Source organism: Xylophilus sp. PBN-3R, from assembly GCF_057747805.1.
In genome coordinates this window covers 3034665-3049253 of the sequence record NZ_CM173225.1, presented here as the reverse complement: position 1 = coordinate 3049253, position 14589 = coordinate 3034665, and the positions used below count along the sequence as shown (strand labels likewise).

The following is a 14589-nucleotide window of genomic DNA, read 5'->3' as shown; positions in this document are numbered from 1 at the left end:
TCGTTCAGGCTTATTCGGGTTGAATGCCAGCCGCCTCGATGAGGCGTTTCCAGTTGCCGACTTCGGCCACCGTGAAAGCGCCCAGCTCCTCGGGCGTGCTGCCGAAGGCGTCGAAGCCCAGCTTGGCGGTCTTCTCGCGGAAGGCCGCGCTGTTGGCCATGGCGGCCAGCGGCTGGTTGAGTTTCTGGATGATGTCGCGCGGCGTGCCGGCCGGCGCGAACACGCCGTTCCACGAAGTGATGTCGAAGCCCTTCAGCGCGGGCGTGTCGGCCATCGGCGGCAGTTCGGGGAACAGCGCGGTGTGGTCCTTGGTGGTGACGCCGATGGCGCGCATCTTGCCGGCCTTGACCGTCGCGAGGCCGGCCGCCAGGTCGACGAACATCATCGACACCTGCCCGCCGATCACGTCGGCGATGGCCGGCGGCGTGCTCTTGTATGGCACGTGCAGCATGGGCACGCCGCTCATGCGCGACAGCGTGGCGCCGCTCACGATGCCGGTGCTGTTGCCGCTGGCATACGTCAGTTTGCCCGGGTTGGCGCGGCCCCAGGCCAGCAGTTCGGCCACGTTCTTCACCGGCAGATCGTTGTTGACCACCAGCATGAAGGGCAGGTTGCCCATGCGGCTGACCGGCGCGAAGTCCTTGATCGGGTCGTAGGGCAGGCGTTTCATCAGGCTCGGGTTGGCCGAATGGGTGGTGTTCGTCGTCATGAACAGCGTGTAGCCGTCGGGTGGCGCCTTGGCCACCAGTTCGGCGGCGATGACCCCGTTGGCGCCGGCCCGGTTGTCGATGATCACCGAGCCCTTGAGCGCCTCGCCCAGCGCCTGCGCGGTGAGACGCGCCACCGCGTCGGTGCCGCTGCCGGCGGCGAAGGGAACCACCAGGCGGATCGGCTGGCGCGGATAACCGTCGGCGCTGGCCGGCATCTGGGCGAAGACGCACGGCGACGCCAGGCCCAGGCCCAGCGCGGATACGGTCGAAGCAGCGCCGGCGGCGATGAAACCCCGGCGGCGGATGTCGGTCTTGAAGTTCATGTCTTTGTCTCTGTCTTTTTATGATCGAAAGCGTGTGGACTCGGGGGCCGGAGGGCAATCAGGGCCGGATCACCCGGTCTTCCCGCTCTTCGTAGGGGGGGCTGTAGATCACCAGCACCCGCACCGGTTCATCGCTTGCCACGGTGAAGGTATGCATGGCGTCCGCCGGGAAGAAGCAGCAGTCGCCGGGCGACATTTCCTGCCGCTGGCCGCCGACCTCGGCTACCGCGCGGCCCTGCAGCAGGTAGCAGACCTGTTCGATGCCGGGGTGGGCATGGGGCAGGGCGCCTTTGCCTTTCTCGATATTGCCGACCAGCACTTCGAGCTGGCGCGCGCCCACCGTTTCGGGGCCGATCAGGCGTTTGTTGAGGGTGCCGACGTGGTTGGCGGGGTGGTATCCGTCGATGTCGGCTTCGCGGATGAAATAACGTGCTGCTCCGGCCGTCTGGCTCATGTTTGTCGTCTCCTGTGGAAGGTCCATCGTCCTGCCGTCACGAGACTTTGTAAAATATCATTTACCCCGGGTTCCCATATCACGGAGCATATGAAGAAGAGGCCGCGCCCGCCGTGATTTCCGCCCGCGCGCTCAACCAGTTCATCGTGCTGGCCGAAGAGCTCCACTTCGGCCGCGCCGCCCAGCGCCTGCACATGTCGCAGCCGCCGCTGAGCCAGGCCATCATGCGGCTCGAGGAAACCCTGCAGGTGCGCCTGCTCGACCGCAGCCGCCCCGCCATCAGCCTCACCGACGCCGGCGCCGTGTTTCTGCAGGAAGCGCATCGCATGCTGGAACAACAGGCCCTGGCCATCAGCCACACCCGCCAGGCCGACGCCGGACTGAAAGGCACCGTGGTGCTGGGTTTCGTCGGCTCGGTCAGCTACGGCCTGCTGCCCGAGCTGCTGGTGCGTTTTCGAAGCGAATATCCCGACGTGAGATTCGACCTGCGCGAGCTGCCTTCGTCCGACCAGGTGCAGGAACTGCACGCCCGGCGCATCGACCTGGGGGTGGTGCGGCTGCCGCTGGCAAACGCGCACGACTTCCATCTGAAGGTGGTGCGACGCGAACGCATGATCGCCGTGCTGCCCATCGGCCACCGGCTGGCTGCGCGGCATGCGGTGCGGCTCGCCGATCTGGCGGAGGAGACCTTCATGGTCTTCCCCATCGACCGGGTGCCCAGCCTGCATGCGCAGACCCTCACTGCCTGCCATGCCGCCGGTTTCAGTCCCAGGGTGGCGCTGGAAGCATGGCAGATGCCCACCATGGTCAGCCTGGTGGCGGCCGGTGTGGGTGTGGCCCTGCTGCCGGAGCAGATCAAGAACATTCCGCATGCCGGCGTGGTGTACCGGGACATCCGCGATGCATATCCCGGCCTGGACCTGGAGATCGCGCTGGCCTGGCGCAAGGATTCGCGGTCGACGCTGGTGCAGCGGATCGTGGATGCGGTGGGGGCGGGGTGAGGAAGCGCCGTTTGAAACGTTCGGACCTCCCACCTTCGCGTGTAAACTGACAATTAAGTGACATCGGGAAACCTGAAAATCCTTTTTGTTTCAAATGGCCGGGATGGATGGCGACCTCTGCGGTTCGGTTCTTCCCGATGTGCGGATTCCGGCTGACCAGGGGTAGCTGCGTGCGAGAGTGGATCGATTCCCTGCCAATGAATGCCGCACCGCATCGGACCTGATGTCTGCTCCTTCCTTGCCATCCTCTTCACCGAACGCGGGCCATTCACGTCGGGCACTGCGTGAATGGCTGCTGCTGGTGGCCGTTCTGCTGGGTGTCGGCATTTACGCGGGTTATGCGTCGTGGCAGGAACGTGGCCGCATCGGCAACTACGAACGGCGCCGCCTGGAAGCCCAGATCCGCACGCTGAACGACCGCGTCGGCAGCCAGCTGACGGCGGTGGCCGGCGCACTGGACGGCGTCCGTAACGCGCCTGAAATATTCGACCGCGCCGACCCTGGTTCGTTGACCTCGCGCCGCCTCAAAGGTCTCAGCCGCCTGGTGCCGGGTGTGCATGACATCCAGCTGGTGGATGCCGACGGCACCGTGCGGGCGGCGACCGATCCGGCGCACGTCGGCCAGAACGTCGGCCTGCAGGCGTTTTTCCTGGCGGCCCGCAGCCGGGTCGGCGACCCGGGCATGCTGCGGCTGGCCCGTTTGCAGGACGATGCCGGCAGCCAGATGCCGGGCCTGGCGGTGGTGCGGCCGCTGCAGGACGGAAACGGTTTTGCCGGCGTGGTCTACGCGGTGCTGGACGACCAGCGCCTGTCGGCGATGCTGTCGTCCATCGTCTATGCGCCCGACATGCGGCTGACGCTGGTCAATCGCGACGGCGGTGTGCTGGCCAGTGTCTCCGGCATGGACGGCAGCGGCGAGCCGGTCACCATGCGCGACCGCGACCGGCTGGTGGCGCGCTACCAGCTACACACCGGCGAGGTGGCGCTGGACGAAATGCTGGTGGTGGTGGCGGCCCGTTCGCTGTCGGCGATCTATGCCGGCTGGCGCAGCCGGGCGATGGCGCTGGCCGTGGTACTTCTCTGCACCTACCTGGTCAGCGGCCTTGCGCTGTATTTCTACCAGCGCCGCCGGCGTGCGCAGGAAGACGTGCACGAGAAAAGCCTGCAGGAACAGCGCTCCCATGCCGAGCGGCTGGATTTCATCCTGTCGGGCGCCAACATCGGCCTGTGGGACTGGGACGTCGCGCGCGGGCAGATGACCTTCAGCGAACGCTGGTACGAGATGCTCGGTTTGCGTTCGGGCGACATCGGCAGCGGCCCCGACGACTGGCGTTCGCTGGTGCATCCGGACGATGCCGGCCGGCTGCGTGCGGCCATCGCGCGCCATTGGGAAAGCGATGCCGAGGTCCACGAGGCCGAATATCGCCTGCGGCACCGCGGCGGCCACTGGATCTGGGTGCTGGACCGCGGCAAGGTGATGCAGCGCGATCGCCAGGGCGCACCGTTGCGTGTGGTGGGCGCCCATATGGACATCACGCCGCATAAACGCGCCGACGAAGCCATGCGCCAGAGCGAGGCGCGTTTCCGGGCGCTGACCGAGCTGTCGTCCGACTGGTACTGGGAGCTGGACGAGCAGCACCGGTTTGCCCATTTCGAGGGTTATTCCGACACCGAGCTGGGGCTGCCCAAGGAAGACAACATCGGCCTGGCGCGCTGGGACCTGGGCGCGCTCAACATGACCGACGCCGACTGGGCCCGCCACCGCATGGCGCTGGACGCCCATGAGGTGTTCCACGACCTGGAACTGCAGCGGCTGGACGGCGCCGGCAATGTGTACTGGGTGTCGATCAGCGGTGCACCGATCTTCGATTCCGGCGGCGCGTTCCGGGGCTACCGCGGCATCGGCCGCAGCATTACCGAACGCAAGCGGGTCGAGGACGAGATCGAGCGCCTGGCTTTCTACGACGCCCTGACCGGCCTGCCCAATCGCCGCCTGCTGCTGGACCGCCTCGTGACCGCGCTGGGTGTGTGCCGCTCGCGTACGCAGCGCGGAGCCCTGCTGTTCATCGACCTGGACAACTTCAAGGACCTGAACGACACGATGGGCCACGACGTCGGCGATTCGCTGCTGGAAAGAGTGGCCAACCGCATCGTCACCTGCGCCCAGCCCGGCGACACGGTGGCGCGGCTGGGCGGCGACGAGTTCGTGGTGATGCTCGAAGGCCTGCCCGCCAGCGAGGAAGACGCCATCTACCATGTACGGGGTGTCGCCGAGCATGTGCTGGAAGTGCTCAACCATCCTTATCTGCTGGAGGGCTACCAGCACCACAGCACCCCGAGCGTGGGCATCGCGCTGTTCGACGGCGATGTGCAGAGCGTGGACGACCTGCTCAAGCGTGCCGACCTTGCGATGTACCAGGCCAAGGCGGCAGGCCGCAACACCCTGTGTTTCTTCCATCCCGACATGCAGCAGGCGGTGAGTGCTCGGTCCGCGCTGGAAGCCGACCTGCGCCACGCGATTTCCAACGACGAGATGGTGCTGTTTTTCCAGCCGGTGATGAACCAGGAGAACCAGCTGATGGGCGCCGAGGTGCTGCTGCGCTGGCGGCACCCGCTGCGGGGCATGGTGGCGCCCGGCGAGTTCATTCCGCTGGCCGAACAGACCGGACTCATCCTGCCGATCGGCCACTGGGTGCTGGAAACCGCCTGCCGGCAGCTGGTGGTGTGGGCCGACGATGCCTCCACCCGCGACCTGAGCCTGGCGGTGAACGTCAGCGCGCGGCAGTTCCGCCAGATCGATTTCGTGGAGAGCGTGCTGGGCGTGCTGCAACGTACCGGCGCGCGGCCGGACCGGCTGAAGATCGAGTTGACCGAAAGCCTGCTGCTCAACGATGTCGAGGACATCATCGTCAAGATGGCGTCGCTGAAGGCGCACGGCGTGGGCTTCTCGCTGGACGACTTCGGCACCGGATACTCGTCGCTCAGCTACCTCAAGCGCCTGCCGCTGGACCAGCTGAAGATCGACCAGTCGTTCGTGCGCGACGTGCTGACCGATCCCAACGATGCGGCCATCGTGCGGACCATTCTGGCGCTGGCCGAAAGCCTGGACCTGCAGGTGGTGGCAGAGGGCGTGGAGACCCAGGGCCAGCTCGACTTTCTGCGGCACAGCGGTTGCCGCGCCTTCCAGGGCTATTTCTTCGCCCGGCCTGCGCCGGTGGAACAGATGATGTCCGCCCTGGCCCTGGCGGCCTGACGCGCCGCTCTCGGCCGCTCAGCGTGCGTTGCGCAACGCCTTGGCGACTTCCGGCACCAGCGCCGGGCCACGGTAGACGAAACCGGTATAGATCTGCACCGCATCGGCGCCTGCATGTAGCTTGGCCACCGCGTCGTCGCCCGACATCACACCGCCCACGCCGATGATCGGGTAACCCTTGCCCAGCCTCGCGCGCAGGGCGGCGATCACCCGGTTGCTGGCCGGCTGCACCGGCCGGCCCGACAGCCCGCCCGCTTCTTCGGCGTGTTCCATGCCCTGGATGGCGCTGCGGTCGATGGTGGTGTTGCTGGCGATCACGCCGTCCATGCCGTGGCGCCGCAGGGCGTCTGCAATGGCCGTGACCTGCAGGCCGTCGAGGTCGGGCGCAATCTTCACGAAGATGGGCGTCAGCCGGCCGTGGCGGTCGGCCAGCGCACGGCGGCGGTCGGCCAGCGCGCCCAGCAGGCCGTCGAGCGCCTCGTCCGACTGCAGTGCGCGCAGGTTCTGGGTGTTGGGTGAACTGATGTTGACGGTCACGTAGTCGGCCAGCGCATAGACGCCGTCCAGGCCCAGCAGGTAGTCGTCGGTAGCACGTTCGATGGGCGTGGCGGCGTTCTTGCCGATGTTCAGGCCCAGCAGCATCGGAGACTTGTCGCGCCGCAGTTTCGACTGCGCCACGTTGTGCAGGAAGGTATCGAGCCCCTGGTTATTGAAACCGAAGCGGTTGATCAGCGCCTCGGCCCTCGGCAGGCGGAACATCCGCGGCTTGGCATTGCCCGGCTGAGGTTTGGGTGTGACCGTACCGACCTCGACAAAACCGAAACCCATCGCGCCGAAGGCGTCGATGCAGCGGGCGTTCTTGTCGAGCCCGGCAGCCAGGCCGACACGGTTGGGGAACTTCAGTCCGGCGATGGTCACCGGGTCGTTCACCATGGTCTGTTGCCAGGCCATTTGCAGCGGCGTGTTCTGGCCGCGGGCCAGCCAGTCGAGGGTGAAATCGTGGGCGGCCTCGGGTTCCATCTTGAACAGCAGGGCACGGGCGAGCGGGTAGGGCAGCAGAGGCATTGGATAATTCCGGATCAACAGCGCCGGATTTTCTCCCATGACGACACCTACCCCCCCAAACCCTTCCGCCCCTTCGCAAGACGAACTCAAGACCCTGGTCGGCCGTGCCGCGCTGGCCTATGTGGTGCCGGGCCAGATCGTCGGTGTCGGCACCGGCTCCACGGTCAACAAGTTCATCGACGCGCTGGCGGAAATGAAGGACCTGATCCCGGGCGCGGTGTCCAGTTCGGTCGCCAGCACCGAGCGCCTGCTGGCCCTGGGCATCAAGGTGTTCGACGCCAACGAGGTCGAGTCGCTGGCGGTGTACATCGACGGTGCCGACGAGATCGACGCCAAGGGCTACATGGTCAAGGGCGGCGGTGCAGCCCTCACGCGCGAGAAGATCGTGGCGGCGCTGGCGAAGCAGTTCGTCTGCATCGCCGACGCTTCCAAGATGGTGGACGCGCTGGGTGCGTTCCCGCTGCCGGTGGAAGTGATCCCGATGGCCACTGCCCGCATCACCCGCGCGTTCGCCGCCAGGGGCGCCCAGGCCACGGTCCGCCTGAAGGACGGCCAGGCGCTGGTCACCGACAACGGCCAGCACATCCTCGACGTGCGCGGCCTGAAGATCACCGACCCTCTGGCCTTCGAGTCGGAAGTCAACCAGTGGCCGGGCGTGGTGACGGTAGGTGTGTTCGCCCACCAGCGCGCCCATGTCTGCCTTCTGGCCACGCCCGCCGGCGTGCAGACGCTGGCGTTTTAAACGCGCTTCAGAACTGGATGCCGGCCGGGTTGCGGGCCGGCGCTGACGGTGCCGGGTTTGCGGCACGGGGTGCCGCGCCGGCCGTGGCCGCCGGAGCGCGCACCGGCGTCGAGGCGACCAGCGGTGACGCGGCCGGCTCGCGGTAGTTGGCTGGCAGTTGCGTCTGCGCAGGGTAGGCCGCCGCGTCCAGATATTGCGTCCATTCGACGGGAGAGAAACCCTGCAGCGCCTGGCTTCCGATGGTGGCGTAAGGCACGTTGTTGCCGCCGCTGATGCGTTCGAAAGCCTCGGAGTCGGCCGCCGTGCCTAGCGTCTTTTCGAGGAAGGGAACACCGCGACCGCGCAGCAGTGCACGCGCCGAATCGCAGGCGCCGCAGCCTGCGGCGGAATACAGCGTCACCGGATAACGCTGCACTGCCAGGCGCAATTCGTAGGGCAGCACGCTGGTGTTGATGGCGGGCGCGGCCGGTACATCGACCACCGTGGCTGCCGCGCCCGGCGCGCGGTCGGCAGTGGTGGGCGCGGGGCGGTCGGAGTAGGTCACCCGGCCGTCCGCACCGACGATACGGAACACCTGCTGCGCCTGCGCGCCGGCAACCGCCAGCAAAAACAGGCCGCCGGCGATTCCCAGGCAACGTGGGGCCAGCGTCTTTTTCACTGGACCGCCGCGGCCGGGCTCATGCCCTGGTGGCGCAGGAGCGCGTCGATGGTCGGCGCCCGGCCACGGAAGGCCTTGAACGATTCCATCGCAGGCCGACTGCCGCCGGATTCGAGAATCGCCTCGCGGTAGCGGCGGCCGGTGGCGGCATCGGGCTGGCCGTCGGCTCCGGCGCTTTCCTCGAATGCCGCGTAGGCATCGGCGCTCAGCACCTCGGCCCACTTGTAGCTGTAATAACCGGCGGCATAACCGCCCGCGAAGATGTGGCTGAAGGTATGCACCGTGCGGCTGAACTCGGGCGCCTGCAGCACGGCGACTTCGTCACGCACCGACTTGAGCAGGGGCATGAAGTCGTCCTCCGGATTGTGTTGCGAATGCAGCAGCATGTCGAACAGCGAGAACTCGACCTGCCGCAAAGTGCCCAGGCCGCTCTGGAAATTCTTGGCCTTGAGCATCTTGTCGAAAAGCTCGCGCGGCAGCGGTTCGCCGGTATCGGCATGGGCGGTCATGTGGCGCAGCACATCCCATTCCCAGACGAAGTTCTCCATGAACTGGCTCGGTAGTTCGACGGCATCCCATTCGACGCCGTTGATGCCGGACACATCGTGTTCGTTCACTTGCGTGAGCATGTGCTGCAGGCCGTGGCCGAACTCATGGAACAGGGTGATGACATCGTCGTGGGTGAGCATCGGCGGCTTGCCGTTGATGCCTTCGCCAAAGTTGCACACCAGTTGTGCAACGGGCGTCTGCAGCTTTCCGGTGTCGGGTCGCAGCCAGCGGGCGCGCACGTCGTCCATCCAGGCGCCACCACGCTTGCCGGCACGGGCCGAAGGGTCGAGATAGAACTGACCGACCAGTGTGGGTGCATGGCCGTCTGAGCGGGCGCGTTCGATGCGATAGAACTCCACCGACGGATGCCAGACGGGCGCCTGGTCACGGCGGATCTGAACGTCGAACAGCGTTTCGACGATCTTGAACAGGCCGGCCAGCACCTTCGGAGCCGGCAGGTATTGCTTGACTTCCTGTTCGCTGAAGGCGTAACGGGCTTCCTTGAATTTCTCGCCGATGAAGGTCCAGTCCCAGGGCTGCGGATCGGTCAGGCCCATGTTTTCGGCGGCGAAAGCCCGCATGTCTGCGATGTCCTGCTCGCCGTAAGGCTTGGCGCGCTGGGCCAGGTCCTTCAGGAAGGCGATGACTTCGGCCGGCGATTCGGCCATCTTGGGCACTACCGAGACTTCTGCGAAGTTGTTGTAGCCCAGCAGGCGGGATTCTTCCTGGCGCAGCGCCAGGATTTCGCGAATGAGGGCGCTGTTGTCGAACTTGCGCTGTTCTTCGGTGCCGATGTCGCTGGCCCGGGTGACGTAGGCGGTGTAGAGCTTGCGGCGCAGTTCGGAGTTCTTTGCGAACTGCATCACCGGCAGATAGCTCGGCATCTTGAGGGTAAGTTTGTAGCCTTCCTTGCCATCGGATTCCGCGGCGGCGCGGGCGCCCTGCAGCGAGTCGTCCGGCAGGCCGTCGACCTCTTCGGCGGTGGCGTAGTAGGCGAACGCGTCGGTGGCGTCGAGCGCGTTTTCGCTGAACTTCTGGCTCAATTCGGCCTGGCGCTCCTGGATCGCGGCAAACCTTTCGCGGGCCGCGCCCTGCAGTTCGGCGCCCGACAGCACGAAATTGCGCATGGCGTTCTTGTGGGCCTGGCGTTGTTCGGCGTCGAGGGTCGAGGTGTCCACCGCCTTGTATTTGGCATACAGGCGTTCGTCTGCGCCCAGTCGTGTAAAGAACTCGGTGATGCCGGGCATGGCCGCGTTGTAGGCGGCGCGCAGTTCGGGGGTGTCGGCCACAGCGTTGAGGTGGCCCACCGTTCCCCAGGCGCGGCCCAGGCGTTCGGTGGCGACGTCCAGCACCTTGGCGATGGCGCTCCAGTCGGATGGAAAGTCGGGGGCGGTGACGACCTCGAGTGCCTGCCCGGCTTCGGCCATCAGCTGGTCGGTGGCGGGGCCGACGTCTTCAGGACGCACGCGGTCGAACAGGGGGAGGTCGGAGAAGTCGAGGAGGGCATTGGTCATGCCCTCGATTTTGCGTCAGCTCGCCCGGCTTCAAGCCCCCGGGCAATAGATGCTGACAATGTTGGCGATCGGACCTGACTCAACCTGCCTTGCGTTCGGCGGCCTCGATGGTGTTGACCAGCAGCATGGTGATGGTCATGGGGCCGACACCGCCGGGCACCGGGGTGATGTAGCCGGCCACTTGCGACACACCGGCGAAGTCGACGTCGCCGCAGAGCTTGCCGGCGTCGTCGCGATTCATGCCCACATCGATGACGACCGCCCCGGGTTTCACCATGTCGGCGGTCAGCACGTTTCTTTTGCCGACGGCGGCGACGATGACGTCGGCCTGGCGGGTCATGGCGCCCAGGTCGGCGGTGGCGCTGTGGCAGATGGTGACGGTGGCGCTTTTCGCCAGCAGCATCAGGGCCATGGGTTTGCCCACGATGTTGCTGCGGCCGATGACCACCGCATGTTTGCCGCGCAGGTCGTAGCCGATGGATTCGAGCATCTTCATGCAGCCATAGGGCGTGCAGGGCCAGAAGCCGGGAGTGCCGGTCATCAGCGCGCCGGCCGACGCGACATGGAAACCGTCAACGTCCTTCTCGGGTGAGATCGCTTCAATCACCTTCTGTGCGTCGATGTGGGGCGGCAGCGGCAACTGCACCAGGATGCCGTGGATGGACGGGTCGTTGTTGAGCGCGTCGACACGGGCCAGCAGATCGGCTTCGGTCATGTCGGCGGCGTACTTTTCGAGCACCGAATGCAGGCCGTTTTCTTCGCAGGCCTTGATTTTGTTCCGCACATAGACCTGGCTGGCCGGGCTGTCGCCGACCAGCACGACCGCCAGGCCGGGCGTCACGCCGCGTTCGCGCAGGGCGGCTGCGCGGGTGGCGACATCGGTGCGGAGTTGGCGGGAGAGGGCGTTGCCGTCGATGGTCTGGGCGGTCATGTGAAGAAGGTGAAGAAGTGGGTCGGCAAATGGAAAACGCCCGTATGAACCGAATCAGACGGGCGCTGTGCGGGGCAGTGCGCTGGTCAGCGCGGCATCAGGCTTTGGCGGCTTGCTGCGAGTGGTTCTGGTGGCCCTGGCCGAGGGCGATCTTCAACAGGTCGGCCACGGTGTTGGCATTGAGTTTTTCCATGATGTTGGCGCGGTGCGCTTCCACCGTCTTGATGCTGATGCCGAGGTCGTCGGCGATCTGCTTGTTCAGACGGCCGGCAACGATGCGCTCGAGCACCTGGGCTTCGCGAGAAGTGAGCTTGGCCAGCAAGGCGTCACGGCTGGCGGCATGTTGCGAGTCGGCGAAGAGTTCCTTTGCGCGTTCGAGCATGCGTTCGACCAGGGCGACCAGTTCGTCTTCCTTGAAGGGTTTCTGGATGAAGTCCAGGGCGCCCTTTTTCATGGTGTCCACCGCCATCGGCACGTCGCCGTGGCCGGTGATGAACACGATCGGCAGCGGCGACTTGCGTTCGATGAGTCGGTCCTGCAGTTCGATGCCGCTCATGCCGCCCATGCGGATGTCGACGACGAGGCAGGCGATTTCTCGCGGGTCGTAGCGGGAAAGGAACGATTCGGCGGATTCAAAGCAGCGGACCCGGAAGTCCTTGCCTTCGAGAAGCCATTGCACGGAATCGCGCACGGCCTCGTCGTCGTCCACCACGTATACCGTGCCTTTTTTCGGAATCAAGCTCATGCGGTCACGCCCGGTTTTTGTGGATTGGCTGTGGAGGTGTTGTCTCGGGGCGGCAGCAGCGGAATCCAGAAGGAAAAACGACAGCCGGCCACCTCCGGACCATTGTAGAGGTTCTCCGCATGCATCCGGCCCTGGTGCGACTCCACGATGCTCCGGCAGAGATTCAATCCCATGCCCATGCCTTCGGACTTGGTCGAGAAGAAGGCCTCGAACAGGCGCTCCAGCACTTCGGGCGCCAGGCCGCCGCCGGTGTCCAGCACGGTGAACTCGATGGCCGGCTGCGATTCGACCTGCTTGGGCACCACCCGCAATTCGACGCTCCGGCGTCCGGGCGGCCGACCTGCGTTGTCGACCGATTCGGCCGCATTGCGCATCAGATTGACCAGCACCTGCTCGATCAGGATCGGGTCGACCAGCAGCTGCGGCAGGCGCGCCGCCACGTAGTGCGACAGGCGGATGCTGCGGCGGCGCATCTCGATGTCGGCCAGCTCGACCGCCTCGGCGACCATGGCCTGAACGTCCGACGGGGTGCGATTGGGCTCGCTGCGTTTCACGAAGGCACGGATGCGCTGGATGATTTGGCCCGCGCGCTGTGCCTGGTGCGCGGTCTTGTCGAGCGCCGACAGCAGCATCTGCTGGTCGGTGTTGCCGCTGTTGATGCGGGTGATGAGCCCGCTGCAATAGTTGCTGATGGCGGTCAGCGGCTGGTTGAGTTCGTGGGCCACCGACGACGCCATTTCGCCCATGGTGATCAGGCGGCTGACCGACTGCGCGCGTTCGGCCTGGGCGGCCGCCTGCTCTTCCGCATCGCGGCGGCTGGTGATGTCGGTGGCGATGACCATCTGCGCCAGCCGGCCGTCCACCCAGTTGAGGTAACGCGAGCGCACTTCCAGCCAGCGGCCCAGCGAGGTGACGAATATCTCGGAATTCTCGGTCTGTGCGGCGGTCAGCGAGGTGGTTGGCAAACCGGCCAGGCCATCGACGTCGTCGAGCGTGTCTTCGCCGCTGTCGCCGGTGGTCTGCACGCCGGCCTGGGCCACCATCTGCAGGTGGCCGGTGGTCTCGGAACCGAACCATTGCCGGTACAGCCGGTTCGCGAACAGCAGTTCGTGGCTGCCCAGCGGCGCCACCGACACCGAGGCGTCCAGCGCTTCCAGCACGATGGTGAAACGTTCGTGCGACGCGGTCAGTTGGGCGCGGATGCGGTTGGGCTCGGTAATGTCGGTCATGGAGGTCATCCAGCCGGTCTGTTCGCCGCGCGGGTCGATCAGCGGCGACACGTACAGCCGGGCGTCGAAGATGGTGCCGTTCTTGCGTTTCACCCGCACCTGGAAACCGCCGGGTTTATGGTGGCCGGTGATCTCGTCGTTCAGCACGTTGGCCAGGTGGGCCTGGTCTTCGTCCGGCCAGTGCGAATAGGGCGGCACCTGGCCGACCAGTTCGCTTTCGGCCCAGCCCGTCATCTGGCAGAAGGCGGCGTTGACGTAGGTGATGCGGCTTTCCATGTCGAGTGCCCGCATGCCGGTCAGCACCGAGTTTTCCATGGCCCGCCGGAAATAGGTCTCGGCGATCAGCGCCTGCTGGGCCTGCATGCGGCGCCGGGTGTGGCGCCAGTTGGCGATCAGCATCCAGGCGGTCATGGCGCTCAGCATGCCGACCAGCCAGAAGAAACCGCTGCCCACCACGCCGAGCGACGTCCGGTAGGCCTGGGCATGCAGCACCAGCGCGTTGCCGACCGGCGAAACCGGTACTTCATATGTGATGGATGTCGCGCCGAAGGGCACCAGGCGTTTGGCGCCGGTACGCGGCGCCAGCGGAGTACCGGCGATGGCGCGGCCGTTGCCGTCCTGCAGGGTGACGGCATAACGCGCCAGCACCTCGCTGGGCACGCCGTAGCGCAGCAGGCTGTCGATGGAATATTCGCCCAGCACCACACCCGAGAAGTGGCCCTGCGTGGACAACGGAATCTGCAGCTGCAGCAGCGTGGTCGGCGCAGTGCCGCCGGAGGGCTGCGAATACACCGGCTGCTGCAGGTCGCGGGTCAGGCTGAAGACACCTTCGGTTTCGCCCGGGCGCAAGACTTCGTTTTCGTGGCGCAACTGCGTGGCCGGCAGCGACGGCGCGGCATGGCTGGCGATGACACGGCGGCGTTCGTCGATCCAGGTCAGCGCCTGAACCTCGGGGTACTGGCTGATGAGGGATTCGGAGCGGCTGTTGAACTCCTGCCGGTCGATCTCGCCGTTGGACACATCGCGCGCGATGCGCATGAGCTGTTCCTGCCGTTCCAGCAGCCGCAGGCGCAGACGTTGCTGGGCATATTCGACGTCGCGCCGCACGGCTTCGTGTTCACGTTCGAGTTCCTCGCTGCGCAGGTAGGAAAAGGCGGTCGCGATGGTCGCCAGGAACAGCAGAACGGCGGCCAGCGGCGCCAGCATGGCAAAGCGGTCCTGGCGTTGCGGGCTCTGGCGCTGCCACCAGTGCCTCCAGAGCGCGGCGGCACGGGTCAGGAGCGGGCGAGGGCGCAGTGCGCGGACGGGATGGTTAACCATGGTGCGCAAGTGTAGGCGGCGGGGGTAAAAATCTTATTGCGGTGCAGCATGAAATTTCATTATGTGAAACGAATATGCACCATTCGAAATGGTTG

The 14589-nt window shown here is 66.0% G+C and carries 11 protein-coding genes; 3 read left to right on the top strand and 8 right to left on the bottom strand.

All coding sequences use genetic code 11. The annotated features are described in order from the left end of the window. Nucleotides 1-10 precede the first annotated feature (10 nt). Together AC3ANW_RS14455 and AC3ANW_RS14450 are read right to left on the bottom strand one after the other, a co-directional pair. Nucleotides 11-1033: a Bug family tripartite tricarboxylate transporter substrate binding protein gene (locus AC3ANW_RS14455; RefSeq protein WP_488341541.1), complete on the bottom strand. Its 1023-nt coding sequence runs from the start codon at nt 1031-1033 to the stop codon at nt 11-13. A 58-nt stretch (nt 1034-1091) separates the two neighbouring features. Further along, nucleotides 1092-1487 (bottom strand): cupin domain-containing protein, encoded by a 396-nt coding sequence (locus tag AC3ANW_RS14450; protein WP_488341540.1) that lies wholly within the window; start codon nt 1485-1487, stop codon nt 1092-1094. Between the two features lie 113 nt (nt 1488-1600). Between AC3ANW_RS14450 and AC3ANW_RS14445 the strand changes: the two genes are divergently transcribed. Both AC3ANW_RS14445 and AC3ANW_RS14440 read left to right on the top strand, forming a co-directional pair. After that, complete coding sequence (locus tag AC3ANW_RS14445; RefSeq protein WP_488341539.1) at nt 1601-2488, top strand: LysR family transcriptional regulator; 888 nt, start codon at nt 1601-1603, stop codon at nt 2486-2488. Between the two features lie 223 nt (nt 2489-2711). Further along, nucleotides 2712-5741, top strand: a complete 3030-nt coding sequence (locus tag AC3ANW_RS14440; protein ID WP_488341538.1) for a bifunctional diguanylate cyclase/phosphodiesterase — start codon at nt 2712-2714, stop codon at nt 5739-5741. 18 nt (nt 5742-5759) lie between these two features. Here AC3ANW_RS14440 and AC3ANW_RS14435 read toward each other — a convergent pair whose 3' ends face one another. Further along, nucleotides 5760-6806, bottom strand: a complete 1047-nt coding sequence (locus tag AC3ANW_RS14435; RefSeq protein WP_488341537.1) for a quinone-dependent dihydroorotate dehydrogenase — start codon at nt 6804-6806, stop codon at nt 5760-5762. A gap of 37 nt (nt 6807-6843) precedes the next feature. On the opposite strand from AC3ANW_RS14435, the gene rpiA reads away from it, so the two are divergent. Beyond that, nucleotides 6844-7548: a ribose-5-phosphate isomerase RpiA gene (gene rpiA, locus AC3ANW_RS14430; RefSeq protein ID WP_488341536.1), complete on the top strand. Its 705-nt coding sequence runs from the start codon at nt 6844-6846 to the stop codon at nt 7546-7548. A gap of 7 nt (nt 7549-7555) precedes the next feature. Here the strand turns inward: rpiA and AC3ANW_RS14425 are convergent, their stop codons facing one another. The 5 genes from AC3ANW_RS14425 to AC3ANW_RS14405 all read right to left on the bottom strand — a co-directional run bounded on the left by AC3ANW_RS14425 (nt 7556) and on the right by AC3ANW_RS14405 (nt 14494). After that, complete coding sequence (locus AC3ANW_RS14425) at nt 7556-8206, bottom strand: DUF4124 domain-containing protein (RefSeq protein WP_488341535.1); 651 nt, start codon at nt 8204-8206, stop codon at nt 7556-7558. Further along, entirely contained in the window at nt 8203-10269 is a 2067-nt protein-coding gene (locus AC3ANW_RS14420; protein ID WP_488341534.1) for a M3 family metallopeptidase, read from the bottom strand. The genes AC3ANW_RS14425 and AC3ANW_RS14420 overlap by 4 nt, the downstream gene beginning before the upstream one ends. 79 nt (nt 10270-10348) lie before the next feature. Continuing rightward, the gene (folD, locus tag AC3ANW_RS14415; RefSeq protein WP_488341533.1) at nt 10349-11200 is read right to left on the bottom strand and encodes a bifunctional methylenetetrahydrofolate dehydrogenase/methenyltetrahydrofolate cyclohydrolase FolD; all 852 of its coding nucleotides are present in this window, start codon (nt 11198-11200) and stop codon (nt 10349-10351) included. A gap of 97 nt (nt 11201-11297) precedes the next feature. After that, entirely contained in the window at nt 11298-11945 is a 648-nt protein-coding gene (locus tag AC3ANW_RS14410) for a response regulator transcription factor (protein ID WP_488341532.1), read from the bottom strand. Then, a complete protein-coding gene (locus AC3ANW_RS14405; RefSeq protein ID WP_488341531.1) occupies nt 11942-14494 on the bottom strand; it encodes a PAS domain S-box protein in 2553 nt (850 codons plus the stop codon). The genes AC3ANW_RS14410 and AC3ANW_RS14405 overlap by 4 nt, the downstream gene beginning before the upstream one ends. Nucleotides 14495-14589 lie beyond the last annotated feature (95 nt).

What these genes read in the sequence shown, in the direction of transcription:
- AC3ANW_RS14405 (WP_488341531.1), bottom strand. Translation starts at nt 14,494, where the DNA reads ATGGTTAACCATCCCGTCCGCGCACTGCGCCCTCGCCCGCTCCTGACC.
- AC3ANW_RS14420 (WP_488341534.1), bottom strand. Translation starts at nt 10,269, where the DNA reads ATGACCAATGCCCTCCTCGACTTCTCCGACCTCCCCCTGTTCGACCGC.
- AC3ANW_RS14455 (WP_488341541.1), bottom strand. Translation starts at nt 1,033, where the DNA reads ATGAACTTCAAGACCGACATCCGCCGCCGGGGTTTCATCGCCGCCGGC.
- AC3ANW_RS14450 (WP_488341540.1), bottom strand. Translation starts at nt 1,487, where the DNA reads ATGAGCCAGACGGCCGGAGCAGCACGTTATTTCATCCGCGAAGCCGAC.
- rpiA (WP_488341536.1), top strand. Translation starts at nt 6,844, where the DNA reads ATGACGACACCTACCCCCCCAAACCCTTCCGCCCCTTCGCAAGACGAA.
- AC3ANW_RS14440 (WP_488341538.1), top strand. Translation starts at nt 2,712, where the DNA reads ATGTCTGCTCCTTCCTTGCCATCCTCTTCACCGAACGCGGGCCATTCA.
- AC3ANW_RS14435 (WP_488341537.1), bottom strand. Translation starts at nt 6,806, where the DNA reads ATGCCTCTGCTGCCCTACCCGCTCGCCCGTGCCCTGCTGTTCAAGATG.
- folD (WP_488341533.1), bottom strand. Translation starts at nt 11,200, where the DNA reads ATGACCGCCCAGACCATCGACGGCAACGCCCTCTCCCGCCAACTCCGC.
- AC3ANW_RS14410 (WP_488341532.1), bottom strand. Translation starts at nt 11,945, where the DNA reads ATGAGCTTGATTCCGAAAAAAGGCACGGTATACGTGGTGGACGACGAC.